The sequence below is a fragment of the Psychrobacter sp. P11F6 genome, assembly GCF_001435295.1.
Taxonomy (GTDB): domain Bacteria; phylum Pseudomonadota; class Gammaproteobacteria; order Pseudomonadales; family Moraxellaceae; genus Psychrobacter.
Genome location: NZ_CM003594.1, coordinates 1,243,031 through 1,258,059, shown reverse-complemented (window position 1 = coordinate 1,258,059; position 15,029 = coordinate 1,243,031). Strand labels below are relative to the sequence as shown.

Here is a 15,029-nt window from a genome sequence, read left to right as displayed (position 1 = left end):
ACCCCTATTCAGGTAAATTTGCTACAATGTGCCCAATTTTGATTTATCATTTAACCAATCTTTATACCAACTGATTTTATTACTATATTGAGAGACTGTTATGGGTTTTAATTGCGGCATCGTCGGCCTACCAAACGTGGGTAAATCTACCTTGTTTAATGCGTTGACCAAAGCGGGTATCGCCGCTGAAAACTTTCCATTTTGTACCAAAGATCCCAACACAGGTATCGTACCAGTACCTGACCCACGCCTAAAGAAACTGGCTGATATCGTTAAGCCTGAGCGCGTATTACCAACGACAATGGAGTTTGTGGATATCGCAGGTCTAGTCGCTGGTGCTTCAAAAGGCGAAGGCATGGGCAACCAGTTCCTAGCCAATATCCGTGAGACTGATGCGATTGCGCACGTCGTACGCTGTTTTGATGATGACAACGTCGTCCACGTTGATGGTCGCGTCAGCCCGATTGATGATATCGAAACCATTAATACTGAATTGGCATTGGCAGATTTAGAGGCCGTTGAGCGTGCCATTCACAACCAAACCAAGAAGGCTAAAGGTGGCGACAAAGACGCGCAAGCATTGCTTGATATCTTTAAAAAAGTTGAGCCTTTATTAGCAGAAGGTAAAGCGGCACGCGCAGCGAACCTAGATGCTGATGAGAAAAAGCTTATCAGAAGTTATGGTTTAATCACCCTAAAACCAACCATGTATATCGCTAACGTCAGTGAAGATGGCTTTGAAAACAACCCTTACCTTGATGCGGTACGCAACTATGCGACTGGCGAAGATTCTATCGTTATCGCGCTATGCAACCAAATCGAATCTGAAATCGCTCAGCTTGATGAAGACGACAAAAAAGACTTCTTAGCTGAGATGGATATGGAAGAAGCCGGACTTGATCAAGTCATTCGCGGTGGTTATGATTTGCTAGATATGCAGACTTACTTTACTGCTGGTGTTAAAGAAGTGCGTGCTTGGACGGTTGCAGTTGGCGCAACCGCACCGCAAGCAGCTGGCGTGATTCACACTGACTTTGAGCGTGGCTTCATTCGTGCCGAAGTCATTGCTTATGATGACTTTATCGAGTATGGCGGTGAAAAAGGCGCCGCTGCCGCTGGTAAGTCACGTCTAGAAGGCAAGACTTATATCGTACAAGACGGTGATGTCATGCATTTCCGTTTTAACGTGTAACCTTAATACGGTAAGCACAAACCGTAATTTATGAGCCGATGTTGGATATTTTCCAGCATCGGCTTTATTTTGTCTGTTTGTTGTTATATTATAACATATCTTTATTTTACTATTTGAGGACTTATACTATGACTGACTATTTCTCTTTTTCTAGATTTGCCAGTGTTGCGCTTGTAGGAAGTATCATGACAGGCTCTCTATTGGGCTGTCAGCCTAATGCAGAAAGTGATACGGTAGTATCCGAAGAAGTAACACCCGTAGACGATCACGCTGAACATGCTCATGAAGAGCACGATGCTATGGAACAAGGTCATGAAGGACACAATCATGAAAGTCATAGCCACGAGGAAAGCGCGCATGCAGGACACGATCATGCAGAACATGCCAGCAACAGCACACCATTCTCTTGTGAGCCTACTGCTACTATAGGCGTGTCTTACCATGATGATGCTCCATTGCAGACAGTGTACCTACTCATCGATGGTATCGAATACGATTTGACCGCTACCTCTGATAGCGACGCCAGTACTGAAAAAACCATCTATACCAGTGATATCGGCCTAGATGATACCCATGGCATCATATGGCAAGTAAATGGTGACAAAGCAACATTGCTCAATAAAACATTGGACAGCAATGTGGCTATCGAAAAGGAAGAAGTGCTTTTTAACTGCCAGAAATCTTAATGTCGTTCTCTGACTATATATCTGTACCAAGGGCGCTATTTTGCTATGCTAGAGGCTCCCTTGGTTTCGGATGTTTCAATATGCTAAGTACACCAACCTCTTTGCCGTCCCCTACCACACAATGGTCTCATCTCCTCAACTCACAACGTCTTGGTGCTGCCAAAAAGTTTAACGCCAATACAAGTACTCGCTCTCAGTTTCACAAAGACTACGACAGACTGGTATTTTCGCACTCCTTTCGGCAGTTGAATCAAAAAACCCAAGTCCATCCATTAACCAATCAGCTCGGTATCCATACGCGTCTGACTCATTCGCTTGAGGTCTCCTCTATTGGACGCTCTTTAGCAATGATGGCAGCAGAAAAGCTCCATGATAAATTGGCCAGCGGTCTACCAGCAGGCGTATCGCCAGCCGATGTCGGTGTCATTGTACAAGCAGCGTGCCTCGCTCACGATATTGGCAACCCGCCTTTTGGTCATGCGGGAGAGTATGCCATTCGAGATTGGTTTAGGCAACCTGACCCTCAAGCGATATTACAAAATTTAAGTAGCAACGAGCGCTTGGACTTGCTGGCCTACGAAGGTAATGCACAAGGGTTTCGACTGTTGGCGCGTAATGAGCACCATCCTGATAAAGGTGGTATGCGTCTCACTTGTGCAACGCTAGGCGCTTTTATGAAGTATCCGTGGCTTGCCTCTCACAGCAACGATGTCAATGATAAACACCACCATCAAAATGTACAAAAATTTGGCTGCTTTTATAGTGAGTCAGCACAATTAGAAGAGTTGGCAGCCTGTTTGCATTTACCACGTTCAACACAGCACGACGGTTTTGCGCGTCATCCGCTGGCTTATTTACTAGAAGCAGCAGACGATATTTGCTATGCCTTGATCGATTTAGAAGATGGTATCAATCTCAATATGCTGACCTATAGTGAGGTTGCCGCCATATTTTATGAGCTGATTGGTGAGCGCCCTAGCAGTATCAATCTGCCCGTACACATGTCTGTGAGGCAGAGCTTAGCCTCATTGCGAGCCCGTGCCATGATGCGTTTGGTAAACACGGTGACCGATGCTTTCGTCGCCAACAGTGATGCATTGCTGGCTGGTACACTGCAAGGCAGTTTATTTGACCACTGTGATATCAGTGTGCAAAGTGGCATCAACCAAGCCAAACAGTTGGCACGTGAGAAAATATTCAATCACCCAAGCAAAGTCCGAATGGAGCTAATGGCCAATCAATGCTTGCATCGTTTATTAGATGCTTTTATGCCATTGGCTTGGACAGGTAGTAGAGCAACATCTGATCCTCAATCCATGTCCTTTGAGCAGCAGCGCCTACTAATGTTGTTACAGCCACATCTCGATGAGCATCGGCGGGTATTATCAGATAATGTCTATCACAATATCTTAAATATATTGGACTTTATCACTGGGATGAATGATCATGAGGCGTATCGATTGGCACAAGAGTTACAAGGCCATTGGGGTACGATGGTTTAAAAGACCCGTGCCGGTCTAGTAAATTAATACAAGTTGCGTATTTCAGTCGTATTTTTACGCTGAAATGAGTATGATAAACCCTTATTGGACAATTTTGAAATATTATGAGCAGTCGCGAACAAAAGAAACTTCAAACTCGGCACGCCTTTTTTAATGCCGTGCTTGATTTATGTATGACAGGGCAGTCTTTTAGCTCAATCAGCCTCCGGCAAGTAACGCGTGAGGTTGGCGTGGTGCCGACCGCATTTTATCGGCATTTTGATGACATGGAATCGCTTGGTCGAGCATTGGTGGTAGAAGAGCTAGGCGGTACGCTGGCGATCCTAAGCGATAGCTTACAGATTGGGCGCAAGCGTAGCTTTGATCGCCAAATTGCTAAGAGCATTCAGCTGTTCTTGTATATGGTCAGTGATCAGCCTTATTACTGGCAATTTTTAGTCAGTGAGCGCTACGGTGGCTCAGAAGCTGTACGCAAAGCCATTAATGAACTTGTCAAAAAACATGCTCAAAGCTTGGCTGATGATTTAGCGCTACAGCCTGCTTTTACTCATATCAATGCCTATGACCGTCGCCTACTGGCTGAAGCTGGGGTAAATATGTTCTTTTCTTGGATTATCGATTGGTTGGAGCTGACTTATACTGAAGACCATGATGATGAAATCGATCTGAATGAGATTGAAGAAAATAAACAGCTGATGCTCCATAATTGCACTCGCCAAGCACAGATGCTGTTTTATGGGGCTTATAACTGGAAATCTACGGAAGAGACGCACTTAGGAGATTAGGTGACGTCAAATATTCTACCTCGGCATTGAGCAAGACTCTTTTTAGGTGGCTCAACGTTAGAAACTGGGTCTAAATGCCCATAAACGCTGTGTCACCACTTTAATTTCTTTGGCTTGTTTATTATTGCCATTCTCATTATTGCCATTATTATTGTTAGACGTGCTGTTATTCGCATTATTCCCTACTGCCGCGCTAGCGTCAGTCGCAATTTTACTAATCAATACGGTTGCAAACCTTTGTCTTTGTTGACCAAGGCTTGCACTATCCGTTGCGGTAATAAGCGCCATAAAGGCTTGGCTATCGACTGCAAGCATTGGTTTTAACGCCTTTCGCTGATCATCATTTAAAACGCTCAACATCGGCAATTTCCATACATCATCGATAGAGGCTAACGCCTGCTTTGCCCGCATATCGACCAATCCCTGCATCTGTTGGCTGGTTGCGCCATCTATCAGTGCAGCCAGCAAAACTGGACTGGCAGTATTGACATTAATAGGCACATAATAAGGAACCGCCGTAATATAAGGACGTAGTGCCGCTAGTACTTCAGCATTTACCCCTGGAATCTCTTGCAATTGATCGACACTGACCAATGCTTGATTGGGCAAAGTCTTACTCGCTGAGCCACTTGATTGCTGAGCATAAACCACACTCTCATCACCACCGTCTTGGTAAACGTTGCTATCCGTATCTTGATAATCAAGAACAGCAATAGCAATATCAGGTTCCAGATTTAATTGTATCAACAATCTTTGAAATATGGCTAAGGCGGCGCTATCAACCGCGCCATTCTGATATAAGTTATTAATATTAAAACGACTGGCTTCATCGCGCACTTCAATACTGATGCTATGATTGGCTAAAAGATAAGGCGGTAATGGCTGCGCCCAAATGTCTTGCTCGCTATCTGTGTCATTCAGCTTATCGTCAGCACGAATCATCGTGATGGCCAATTGCTGACCAGCATTGATATCTTGTGACAGCTGATTTTGATCAAACAATAAGCCGCTACGCCTAATAGCAATCTTTTGACTGGCAAGCATCGCCCCCGCCACCACGGTAATACTGACCACCAATAGTAAGATAGTGAGCAGCGCTACTCCGCGCTGAGAGTTTGCTGTCATTGACTTAAGCCGCCTTTATTATTGACCCAGTGGTACATTTTAAATATTACTTCCTGCATTGTTATTTACATTGTTATTCGGGTCGTCATTATTAGTCTTATCACTACTATCGTTATTGCTACCATTGCCATTATTAGCAGCATTGTTATTGCTTTTGTTGGTATTGTTAATTGGTATTGGTTGGGGAGCAGGCGCCCACTGCCAAGTGATGGGCATATCCTGATAAGTAAAATTGACAGCAATGCCTTTGGGCAATAAAACCACTGCTGGCTTGGCGCTTACGGCATTGGCCGTCTGCCCAGAGGTTGTATTTGTACTGCTATTGCCGTTATTACTGCTGTCTTTATTGGGAAATTTGGTGCTTAGTTCAGGTAAATATGCTTGCCAACGCCCTGCGGTGACGCCTTCGAGTAATACACTGTCTAGGCTGATGCTATCGCGCCCACCATCGATGCTAGTATATTGACGGCGGATTAAACGCTCATCGGCAAAAATGTATTCGATATGTTGGACACTCATGCTACTTTGATACCGTGGATCAGGGTCGGCAAAACGAACAAAGCTGACATGCTCACCATCCAAGCTCATAAAAGGCTCAGGCACTGTTTCATTGGCTTGGGCGCTATTGTTTGTGCTATCACTGGCATTTGTACTGTTATTTGTCACACTGTTATTTTGAGTACTTGGTATTTGATAAGGGATAATTTGCCCCATGTCTTGCTGTAGTTGCAAATAAGCATATTGCAAAACAGCTAAGTTATCAGCATGAAATTGTGCACGTTCGCGAGCACGGTTGACGCTATCAAACACCTGCCAGCCAGCCACTGCCAACATCGCAAATATTGCCATGGCAACCATCAATTCAAGTAGCGTAAATCCACGCTGCGACTTCACGGATTGCCTCCAGACTGCCCTGCAATATCAGCGCCCAAACTGCTTAAGTCCAAACTACCAATGTCTTGCTCCGCATTGCTCAATATTACGTTGATATCAGTCACGGCGGTGCGCGTCTGTCCATCTATAATGGGTGCGACAGCGATATTCACCTCTTTTAAAGCAGGCGTAATGGCATCACTGACCGTCATCACTACTTGCCAATCACGCCCTTGAGCATTGATTGTTTGTGTGCGATTGGCCGTCAGCCAAGTCTCTTGAATACGCAAATCAGCGGCCGCATTCTGTGCGACAAAATGTGCCAATGTACGTGTGCGTAAGACATCCACTGAGCTGAGATAGGCACTACTGGCACGGCTAGCAGCCACAGCAACAACCGCTAAAATCGCTAACGCCACCATTACCTCAATCAGAGTAAAGCCGCTTTCATGCTTTGATAGCATTGGCTTTTTGTTTATATCAGCAGATAGAATGCCATCCTTATCTATCATCAGCTACAGCCCTTGTCCGATCGTCATACTACCATCAGGCATAATGGTAATGACTTCGCCCACCAGACGCGAATTGTGCAGCACCTCAATGGTGACAGGCGTTGCTTGCCCTGTACCAAACCATAATATCTGTGGGACTGCTTGATCGGCAAACCAAGGCTGCAATGTTTGCCCCTGTTCAGGCATTGATAGATTGCCAGCCTCCAAGCTTTGCACCCTCAAACTAACCCCAGCAGGTAACTCCGGCAAACTGACTTCTGGCTCAATCTCCCAGCTAGGCACTAGCTGTTGCTTTCCCATCGTCCCCGACATACTTGTCAGATCAGCAGACAATTCCATCGAATTTTTAGGCGTGCTGTCCATGCTATTTGACGGGGTATCATTGGTTTGATAGGCAATATAAGGATTTGATAAAGTAACAATCACAGGAGCTACTTGACCTTGTTTATCTGCTTGCAGGCTCAAACCCATCGGCTGCATACGCTCAGCAGACAACAACCGTACATAGCTCAGTGAATCCGTTAAATGCTCATAAAAAGCACGGTTTTTACGCGATTCACTACTACCCACCGACAAGCTCATCATGCCAGCAAAGATAGACAGAATAACGACCACCACTACAATTTCGACAAGGGTAAAGCCTTGCTGTGCCTGAGCAAGGCTTGAGGATTTATGAGGGGAAACGTGAGTGTTTTGTACTGGGAGGGATTTATGCTGATAAACCAGAGGTAAGCGATATCTATCCGTGTTTTTATATTGCAAATATTGATGACTTAAGTGTGAATAGCAAGTGACCGCTGAGCTGGACGGAATCTTGGCAGTGACCGGCATATTGCACCTATAAACCTATGAGCAGGTTGTGGTATGAAGAATAAAACTATGATTGGGCGCTAAAGCTGGTAAGCATGTATCCATTTTTAGCATGGATGCACCGTGCTGCGATAACGAATATAGCAACACGAATTTAAAAAAATTGGGTTAAAAGACCATAAGTTAAACAAAGATATTAATAACTGGTATTACGGTGCTCTTCTGACTCAGTATCGATTTGCTCGACCAACTCCTGCATATCTTCATCCATCACCTCATCGTCGGCCGCAGGATAATGGCTCGGCAACTCAAGCATTTGCTGAACGAAAGCATAACGTAGGGTATCACGGCGACCCAAATACCGCTGGTAAAAGCTTGAATTTAATAGTCCAGCACCGCCCTGACCCATCGCCCAAATCGAGGACAAATAGTCGCGCGTGCTCAAACTACTGTGCTGCTCTTGTAAATACGCGCTGATAATGTCAATCAAGCGTTTCATACGCTGACGGCGAATATCATATAGCTCACCAAACAAGCGATTGAGACCCGTCACTGATGCCGCCAAACGCTCTTCGATTTGATTGAGCAACATAGCTTTTTGTGGGTTAAATAACTGCTGAAAGATCATACGAGCAACGCCTGCTGATGGACAATCATCAATACGATTAATCTCAAACAGTTGTTCTTCATAGCGGATAATAATACGCAAATATAGTTCATCTTTACTGGAGAAATGCTTATACAGTGTACCTTTAGCCAGATCCAGCTGGTCTGCCAAACTGTCTAAAGTAATATCACCATCGCCCGACTCAAGTAGCAATTGCTCTGCCATCGCTAAGATATTCTCTTCTCGTGCCTTGAACTGATGCTGACGACTCATAATCTCTCCTAAAACCTGACAAGATTAAGCATATGACCATCATGTGGATGAATGCATCGGCGACAAGCGTATAACATCATACAAAGTCTGCTCGAAAACCACCAAAGGAGATATGCTTGTGTTTGCTAAATAGTCATTGATAATCATAGGCTTACGCTCCACATTATAAATACAAATAACGTAAAGCAATAAGACTGTATCATAAATGACTGAGTGGTCATAGCATAACCATTTTAGTGATACTGTGCCAGTAAATTCTCAAAGTTTTTTGCAGTTAATGCCCCAACATCATTGCTACTACAGCCATACATCTCTGCCAGACAACTGGCGACATACGGTACGTAGGCAGGCTCATTCGGTCTACCACGCTTGGGCACCGGTGCTAAATAAGGGCTATCGGTTTCGATAAGCAGTCTATCTCTAGGCATGTTTTTTGCTGCATCTTTAATCATTTGAGCACTCTTAAAGCTAACAATGCCCGAAAATGAGATATAAAACCCTAAGTCAAGTGCACGTTTGGCCGTCTCCCAATCTTCGGTAAAACAATGAATAATACCGTGTTCAGCGCCTTCTGATTTTAAGATATCAATCGTATCTTCTTTGGCATCACGCATATGAATGACGAGTGGCTTTTTCAGGCTTTGACTGGCATGAATATGGCGAGCAAGACTGGCTTGCTGCTCTTTTTTGTTTTCCGTTGACCAGTAATAATCTAATCCTGTCTCCCCAATCGCCCATACATGGTCGGCATCAGCCGTTTCGATCAAACGCTCAACCGTCGCTGATTGCAAGACACTGATATCTTCACAAGGATGAATACCGACGCTCATGCCAAGATTTAGCGCCTCATCACCATAAGTGCTGACAATATGAGCAATCTCATCATATTCGGCAAAATCACACATAATCGCCATTGCCCGAGTGACATTGGCAGCTTTCATCGCGTCAATCGCGCCAGACAATTTACCATCATACTTGGTTAAATCTAAGCGATTAAGATGGCAATGGCTATCAGTAAACATAAGTAGTCTCGTTAATAAACATGAATGAATAAAAAATATTAGGTTTAAAACCTTAGAGTATTGATTGCTCCAAAGGCAACTGTTTTCAAGCAAAGTTTAGCGTTACACTATCAGAGTCATGGTTAACCGTGTCTGAAACGGTATCAAAACTGACTATATTCTTGACATGAGCCTTGATATAAAGACAGCTAATCAACCATAGAAGCCAGTCGCTAGCGAAAACATTACGCCTTCTACTCACTTTTCATAAGCCCATCATTATGAACCATAAAAAAACCATCAGCCTTTCTCCGATTATAAAAACATTATTACCCAAACAGCTCTATAAAAAGCGGTTTTTGTTACAAGACAAAGGGCTCAATAATCATATCAATATCGCCAAAGATGCACGCATCATTGGCAATTCGACCATTACCATTCGTAAGGGTCATGACAATCACATCACTATCGGTAAGGGCGGCAAATTTAATCAGTTAAAAATTGACATCAACGGCAATCACAATCAAGTCACGATTGGAGAGCACGTTAAATTCTCGGGGCGATTATTGGTTGTCGGTAATTATCTACATATTTATATCGGCAATCATACCACCGCTATTGACTGCTATATTTTGGCGCGCGATAAAAGTGTGACCATTGGTCAATCATGCATGATATCACGTGGTATCGAAATTCGAGCGACTGACGTTCACAAGGTCTATGATATAGACACTAACGCGCGAGTGAATAAGGCACATACAGACGTCAGTTTAGGAGACCATATTTGGATTGCCGCCAATGTAACCATTTCTAAAAACGTCTCTATCGCCAGTGGTTGTATTATTGCAGCAGGGGCATTTGTCAATAAACCAGTTGAGACGCCCAACTGCATGATTGCTGGTACACCAGCCAAAATTATTCGCCAAAATGTACGCTGGGAGCGTTAAAGAGTTAAGTTACAAGGCAACGTTTTACTAAAGCAAGCGTTAGCCGTTTGATGTCAATGCAATGGCACCACTCGCATTACTTCTTCTATGGTCGTCACCCCTTCACTAATACGCTTTGCGCCCGATAAGCGCAATGGCTGCACACCTTCGCGGTACGCTTGCTGCTTAAGCACATCTAAATTGGCATCGGCGGCGACCAGTTTTTTTAGCTCATTTGACAACGGCATGATCTCGTACAGACCAACGCGACCTTGATAGCCCGTATGGCGACAATGCTCGCAGCCTTGCGCCGTATAAATTTGCGCTGGAGCGGGCGCACGCCAAGGCTGAACCAGCTCCTGCCACTGAACAGCAATTTCACTGTCTGGGATTACGTCTAAGGCTTTTTTGCAATGCGAACATAACGTGCGTAGCAAACGCTGCGCCATGACGCCTAATATCGTCGCTGAGGTCAAAAACGGCTGAATGCCCAAATCATGCAAGCGAGTAAGTGAGCTTGGTGCATCATTGGTATGCAACGTCGATAGTACCAAATGTCCAGTAAGTGATGCTTGTACTGCCATATTGGCGGTTTCGGCATCGCGAATCTCACCAACCATAATGATATCTGGGTCTTGGCGCATCAAAGAGCGAATACCATCTGCAAAATGCAAATCAACGCCTGGATTGACCTGCATTTGGTTAAAAGCAGGCTCAATCATCTCGATAGGATCTTCAATCGTACAGACATTAACTTGTTCTGTGGCGAGCTGCTTAAGCGTACTGTACAACGTCGTAGTCTTACCTGAGCCAGTCGGACCCGTAACCAAAATAATACCGTTGGGATGCGCTGTCAACTCATGCCAAGTATCGAGCTGCTTACCTGACAAACCAAGCTGAGCAAACGAGCGCACCAGCACTTCAGGATCAAATACCCGCATCACCAGCTTTTCGCCAAAGGCAGTCGGCATCGTCGATAGGCGCAGCTCAGTTTCTAGACCCTTTGGTGTACGGGTTTTCAACCTGCCATCTTGTGGTTTGCGTTTTTCTGCCACATTCAGTCGTCCTAATATTTTAATCCGCGCCGTCACCGCGACGATAATTGCCAATGGCATCTCATAGACGGTATGCAACACGCCATCAATACGAAAACGAACTTTACCCGTCTCACGGCGAGGCTCTAAATGGATATCACTGGCTCGCTGCTCAAAAGCATATTGCAACAGCCAATCGACAACTCTGACAATATGTTGATCGTTGGCATCAGGGTTGGTATTGTCGCCAAGTTGCAATAATGCCTCGACATTGGTGACATCAGCCGCCGCGCGCTTGTGGACACTATTTGCTCCTGCAATCGCTTGGGTGACTTGGTAAAATTCTTGACGATAGCGATTGATTTGCTCAGGATTGATATAAACCGTACGATAACTTTTAGACTTGATTAATTTTTCGATACTTGTCTGCCACTCAGTACAGAACGGCTGGTCTGTACCGATGACGACTTCATCATTCGTCACTTCAATGGGCAAAATATGCTGTGAGCGGGCATATTCAAAGGACATCAACTGAGTGACGGCTGGGACATCGACTTTTAACGGGTCAATACGGACAAGTGCCATGCCTGCTTTGGCAGCTAACCATTGATTCAACCATACCAAAGTCAATTTATGCTCAATATTTTTATCCAATGCATGACCGTTTGGCAGACCAAATTCACTGATGGTCAGGAGTGGATGCTGCGCTTTATCACGGCGGCTCGTCATCACTAAATTGTAGCCACGCTGGTCAATCACTTTATCTGCCAATAGTTCATCTAAGCACCAACGTAAATCAATCACGATTGAATATTTCTGAGCAGACATATTGTTCTTCTTTTATTATTGATACGTTATTTATTGAGGAGTGATTTATGGATCATTCATGCGGCAGTAATGGCGTCACTGGGCACTATAAGCTCACTTTGACAACAGCCGTTATCTGCAATTGCCCTGATTCTATCAACTGGAAGCTAACATCAACAGACTTATAACGCATGACAAACAGCGCATTGATCTCCGCGCGACGATAAGCTGGACGCGGGTCTTGCGCAATTAATGCTTTAATAGTCTCGATATCAGCAATAAGCAATTGCTCTTGCATTTGTTGAATAAGCGTCGCTACACTATTATTTTTTGCATGAATAGCTTTCTTATTATTTTTATTCTCAGTCCCATTGTCATTGTCATTGTCATTTTTATCGCATCGTCCAGCATCAACCAACGTCATAAATTGCTCGTAAGCAGACTCCGTGATAATTATCTCTAATAAATCTGGCGCAGTTGGCGCAAACCCGCTTTTTGCATTACTGAGCGCATCGCTATAAGCGACATAGGGCTTAATATCGATAATCGGCGTACCATCTATCATATCTGCACCGCTAATAATAAGTAACACGCGCCCATCACAAACCTCGATACTTTCAAGCTTAACGACAGATAGCCCAAGCGCTGAGGGTCGATACATACTGCGACTGGCAAACACCCCTATTTTTTGATTGCCACCGAGCCTTGGTGGGCGGACTTGCGCACGAAAGCCAGTGCCACCTTTGCCAATATGAGTGTCTTTATTGGTATAGTTATGATGAAACTGCCAACTGATCCAGATATGGCTGAACGCGTCTAAACCGGCAAATGCTGCTGGCGAGTCATAAGGCGCTATCATCTCAATGATACTGGTGAGCGCAACCAAATTCGGCTGGCGTGGCGCACCAAATTTCTGTGATAGCGGCGCACGATGGTAGCCAATCATTGGCGCATGGTGGTAACCCGCCAAAGAGATATTATCATCGGACATCATGTTTCTCCAAAAAACCGTTCAATAGTAAGCATCTGCTTTTATGAGAACGTTTAGCGCATATTATCCAGTGATACAAAATTACTCACTAACGATATTCCATTTTATCATGCCCCATCGTCGCTGCCAGACGGATTTTTATTTTAAATTTTGGTATTATGAGCCATAAATTCGATGAGAGCCTTTATTTTTCAACCCTTATAAGCCATCTAAAGCAACAGCTATTGCCATGGTTTTACATGAGACAGATTCAGTCGTATCTATCCTTAGACCTTATCAGTCCCTCTCCTGATTTTAAATGCTTAATAAGGTGTTAGAATATCGCCCCATAACATTGGTTAAAACATCGGCTATGCTACTTACTTTGCATGACAGAGGTTTTAAACGATTAGCTGTTCCAATAATGATTGAAAATTTACTACCCTTTTATACACTTTTTCATTGAAAATTTTAATTTAACACTCATTTAAACTTAATAAAACCGATAGCAACTTATTAACGAGGACTTTATGTCAAAACTTCGCACCGAAACGGTCACAGAGGTTCATCACTGGAATGACGCTCTATTTAGCATCAAGACAACTCGCGACGATGGCCTGCGCTTTCGTAATGGCGAATTTGCGATGATCGGAATCGTTGTCGATGGCAGACCGCTATTGCGTGCTTATTCGATTGCTAGCCCGAACTACGAAGATCACTTAGAATTCTTTTCTATCAAAGTTCAAGATGGCCCATTAACCTCGCGCTTGCAGCATATTAAAGTTGGTGACGAGCTGTTGGTCAGCAAAAAACCAACGGGCACTTTGGTACTAGATGATTTACTGCCTGGCAAAAACCTTTATATGCTCTCTACAGGCACTGGACTGGCACCATTTTTATCGTTGGCACGTGATCCTGAAGTCTATGAACGCTTTGAAAAAATCATCTTGGTACATGGTGTGCGCCATGTCGATGATTTGGCGTATCGTGATATGTTTGAAAATGAGTTACCTAACGACGAGATCTTTGGTGAATGGTACCGTGAAAAATTCATCTACTACCCAACAGTGACTCGTGAGGATTTCAAAAATCAAGGTCGCGTGACTGACTTAATGACCTCAGGAAAGCTCTTTGAAGATATTGGCTTACCACCGATGAATAAAGAAGACGACCGTGTCATGATCTGCGGTAGCATGCCATTTAATGCTGAAGTTTCAGCGATTTTGGATGATTTTGGTTTGACCGTTTCACCACGCATGGGTGTCCAAGCAGATTATGCCGTTGAACGTGCTTTTGTAGGCTAAACCAATTTTTTTGATTTAATTGAAAATTATATCAAATAATTCTTGACGGATAAAAATAGGCTGCTATAATACGCAGCCTATACAGAGCTAACCCTGTAGCCCAATTCGATAATCTCTATCTAATAGACCTTATCTTCTAACATGCCAGTGTGATGGAATTGGTAGACATGACGGATTCAAAATCCGTTGCCTAATAAGCGTGTCGGTTCGAGTCCGACCACTGGTACCAATATTAGTAACAAATCAGCCTCCTCATTAGGAGGTTTTTTTGTGCCGGTAATATTATTGCTATACTTACTTCTCTATTTCAGATTGCAGCACCGCAATTATCTTAATGGGCACGGCAAACTCCCACGGCATGCCAGCATTACAATAAAAATGTCCGTCACGAAATGATACGATATAAGCCGTAAAATCATTACCACAATGATCCATCATTGCTTGCTCATCACTATCATCACAAACCGCACACCATACTTTTTTATCGCCGCGTGCTAGCATCGCCCTTGTTAAATCGCTCCCTTTTAGTTCATTATTCATCATCAGCTCCTTAGTCATTCTAAACTCTCTAACATCAAGCTCTTAAAGAGTTAATTTTACCAAAACTCCATTTTCGATCTTG

15 protein-coding genes and 1 tRNA gene are annotated in these 15,029 nt (G+C 44.0%); 7 read left to right on the top strand and 9 right to left on the bottom strand.

The genetic code is table 11. The annotated features are described in order from the left end of the window. Positions 1-100 precede the first annotated feature (100 nt). The 4 genes from ychF (at position 101) to AK822_RS05230 (ending at position 4,165) form a co-directional block, all read left to right on the top strand. The gene (gene ychF / locus AK822_RS05245) at positions 101-1,192 is read left to right on the top strand and encodes a redox-regulated ATPase YchF (protein WP_055124264.1); all 1,092 of its coding nucleotides are present in this window, start codon (positions 101-103) and stop codon (positions 1,190-1,192) included. A 128-nt stretch (positions 1,193-1,320) separates the two neighbouring features. Next, positions 1,321-1,878 carry a hypothetical protein gene (locus AK822_RS05240; RefSeq protein WP_157292361.1) on the top strand — a complete coding sequence of 186 codons (558 nt, stop codon included), beginning with the start codon at positions 1,321-1,323 and terminating at the stop codon, positions 1,876-1,878. An 80-nt stretch (positions 1,879-1,958) separates the two neighbouring features. Then, entirely contained in the window at positions 1,959-3,380 is a 1,422-nt protein-coding gene (locus AK822_RS05235) for a deoxyguanosinetriphosphate triphosphohydrolase (RefSeq protein WP_060490817.1), read from the top strand. 104 nt (positions 3,381-3,484) lie between these two features. Beyond that, complete coding sequence (locus AK822_RS05230; RefSeq protein WP_045446867.1) at positions 3,485-4,165, top strand: TetR family transcriptional regulator; 681 nt, start codon at positions 3,485-3,487, stop codon at positions 4,163-4,165. 57 nt (positions 4,166-4,222) lie between these two features. Here the strand turns inward: AK822_RS05230 and gspK are convergent, their stop codons facing one another. From gspK to AK822_RS05200, 6 genes are all read right to left on the bottom strand, one after another. After that, positions 4,223-5,290, bottom strand: a complete 1,068-nt coding sequence (gene gspK, locus AK822_RS05225) for a type II secretion system minor pseudopilin GspK (protein WP_060490816.1) — start codon at positions 5,288-5,290, stop codon at positions 4,223-4,225. 39 nt (positions 5,291-5,329) lie between these two features. Further along, positions 5,330-6,184 carry a type II secretion system minor pseudopilin GspJ gene (gspJ, locus tag AK822_RS05220; protein WP_060490815.1) on the bottom strand — a complete coding sequence of 285 codons (855 nt, stop codon included), beginning with the start codon at positions 6,182-6,184 and terminating at the stop codon, positions 5,330-5,332. Further along, positions 6,181-6,675 carry a type II secretion system minor pseudopilin GspI gene (gspI, locus tag AK822_RS05215; RefSeq protein WP_060490814.1) on the bottom strand — a complete coding sequence of 165 codons (495 nt, stop codon included), beginning with the start codon at positions 6,673-6,675 and terminating at the stop codon, positions 6,181-6,183. The genes gspJ and gspI overlap by 4 nt, the downstream gene beginning before the upstream one ends. Positions 6,676-6,678: 3 nt before the next feature. Next, positions 6,679-7,506, bottom strand: a complete 828-nt coding sequence (locus AK822_RS05210) for a prepilin-type N-terminal cleavage/methylation domain-containing protein (RefSeq protein WP_228139065.1) — start codon at positions 7,504-7,506, stop codon at positions 6,679-6,681. Positions 7,507-7,681: 175 nt separating this feature from the next. Next, a complete protein-coding gene (locus AK822_RS05205) occupies positions 7,682-8,365 on the bottom strand; it encodes a TetR/AcrR family transcriptional regulator (protein WP_045446854.1) in 684 nt (227 codons plus the stop codon). A gap of 233 nt (positions 8,366-8,598) precedes the next feature. After that, positions 8,599-9,387: a TatD family hydrolase gene (locus tag AK822_RS05200; RefSeq protein WP_060490813.1), complete on the bottom strand. Its 789-nt coding sequence runs from the start codon at positions 9,385-9,387 to the stop codon at positions 8,599-8,601. 260 nt (positions 9,388-9,647) lie between these two features. Here AK822_RS05200 and AK822_RS05195 point away from each other — a divergent pair, with 260 nt between their 5' ends. Next, complete coding sequence (locus tag AK822_RS05195) at positions 9,648-10,313, top strand: acyltransferase (RefSeq protein WP_060490812.1); 666 nt, start codon at positions 9,648-9,650, stop codon at positions 10,311-10,313. 53 nt (positions 10,314-10,366) lie between these two features. Here AK822_RS05195 and AK822_RS05190 read toward each other — a convergent pair whose 3' ends face one another. Further along, entirely contained in the window at positions 10,367-12,154 is a 1,788-nt protein-coding gene (locus AK822_RS05190; protein ID WP_060490811.1) for a type IV pilus assembly ATPase TfpB, read from the bottom strand. Positions 12,155-12,239: 85 nt separating this feature from the next. Further along, positions 12,240-13,124 carry a tRNA (N6-threonylcarbamoyladenosine(37)-N6)-methyltransferase TrmO gene (tsaA, locus tag AK822_RS05185; protein WP_060490810.1) on the bottom strand — a complete coding sequence of 295 codons (885 nt, stop codon included), beginning with the start codon at positions 13,122-13,124 and terminating at the stop codon, positions 12,240-12,242. 509 nt (positions 13,125-13,633) lie between these two features. Between tsaA and AK822_RS05180 the strand changes: the two genes are divergently transcribed. Both AK822_RS05180 and AK822_RS05175 read left to right on the top strand, forming a co-directional pair. Then, on the top strand, positions 13,634-14,407 hold the full coding sequence (locus AK822_RS05180; RefSeq protein ID WP_045452050.1) for a ferredoxin--NADP reductase: 774 nt from the start codon (positions 13,634-13,636) through the stop codon (positions 14,405-14,407). A 143-nt stretch (positions 14,408-14,550) separates the two neighbouring features. Further along, positions 14,551-14,636, top strand: a tRNA-Leu gene (locus AK822_RS05175). 65 nt (positions 14,637-14,701) lie between these two features. Here AK822_RS05175 and AK822_RS05170 read toward each other — a convergent pair. Next, positions 14,702-14,947 (bottom strand): hypothetical protein, encoded by a 246-nt coding sequence (locus AK822_RS05170; RefSeq protein WP_045446843.1) that lies wholly within the window; start codon positions 14,945-14,947, stop codon positions 14,702-14,704. Positions 14,948-15,029: the final 82 nt, after the last annotated feature.

Excerpts from the sequence above, each read along its gene's own strand:
- ychF (WP_055124264.1), top strand. The coding sequence starts at position 101 with ATGGGTTTTAATTGCGGCATCGTCGGCCTACCAAACGTGGGTAAATCT.
- AK822_RS05240 (WP_157292361.1), top strand. The coding sequence starts at position 1,321 with ATGACTGACTATTTCTCTTTTTCTAGATTTGCCAGTGTTGCGCTTGTA.
- AK822_RS05235 (WP_060490817.1), top strand. The coding sequence starts at position 1,959 with ATGCTAAGTACACCAACCTCTTTGCCGTCCCCTACCACACAATGGTCT.
- AK822_RS05230 (WP_045446867.1), top strand. The coding sequence starts at position 3,485 with ATGAGCAGTCGCGAACAAAAGAAACTTCAAACTCGGCACGCCTTTTTT.
- gspK (WP_060490816.1), bottom strand. The coding sequence starts at position 5,290 with ATGACAGCAAACTCTCAGCGCGGAGTAGCGCTGCTCACTATCTTACTA.
- gspI (WP_060490814.1), bottom strand. The coding sequence starts at position 6,675 with ATGATAGATAAGGATGGCATTCTATCTGCTGATATAAACAAAAAGCCA.
- AK822_RS05210 (WP_228139065.1), bottom strand. The coding sequence starts at position 7,506 with ATGCCGGTCACTGCCAAGATTCCGTCCAGCTCAGCGGTCACTTGCTAT.
- AK822_RS05205 (WP_045446854.1), bottom strand. The coding sequence starts at position 8,365 with ATGAGTCGTCAGCATCAGTTCAAGGCACGAGAAGAGAATATCTTAGCG.
- AK822_RS05200 (WP_060490813.1), bottom strand. The coding sequence starts at position 9,387 with ATGTTTACTGATAGCCATTGCCATCTTAATCGCTTAGATTTAACCAAG.
- AK822_RS05195 (WP_060490812.1), top strand. The coding sequence starts at position 9,648 with ATGAACCATAAAAAAACCATCAGCCTTTCTCCGATTATAAAAACATTA.
- AK822_RS05190 (WP_060490811.1), bottom strand. The coding sequence starts at position 12,154 with ATGTCTGCTCAGAAATATTCAATCGTGATTGATTTACGTTGGTGCTTA.
- tsaA (WP_060490810.1), bottom strand. The coding sequence starts at position 13,124 with ATGTCCGATGATAATATCTCTTTGGCGGGTTACCACCATGCGCCAATG.
- AK822_RS05180 (WP_045452050.1), top strand. The coding sequence starts at position 13,634 with ATGTCAAAACTTCGCACCGAAACGGTCACAGAGGTTCATCACTGGAAT.
- AK822_RS05170 (WP_045446843.1), bottom strand. The coding sequence starts at position 14,947 with ATGAATAATGAACTAAAAGGGAGCGATTTAACAAGGGCGATGCTAGCA.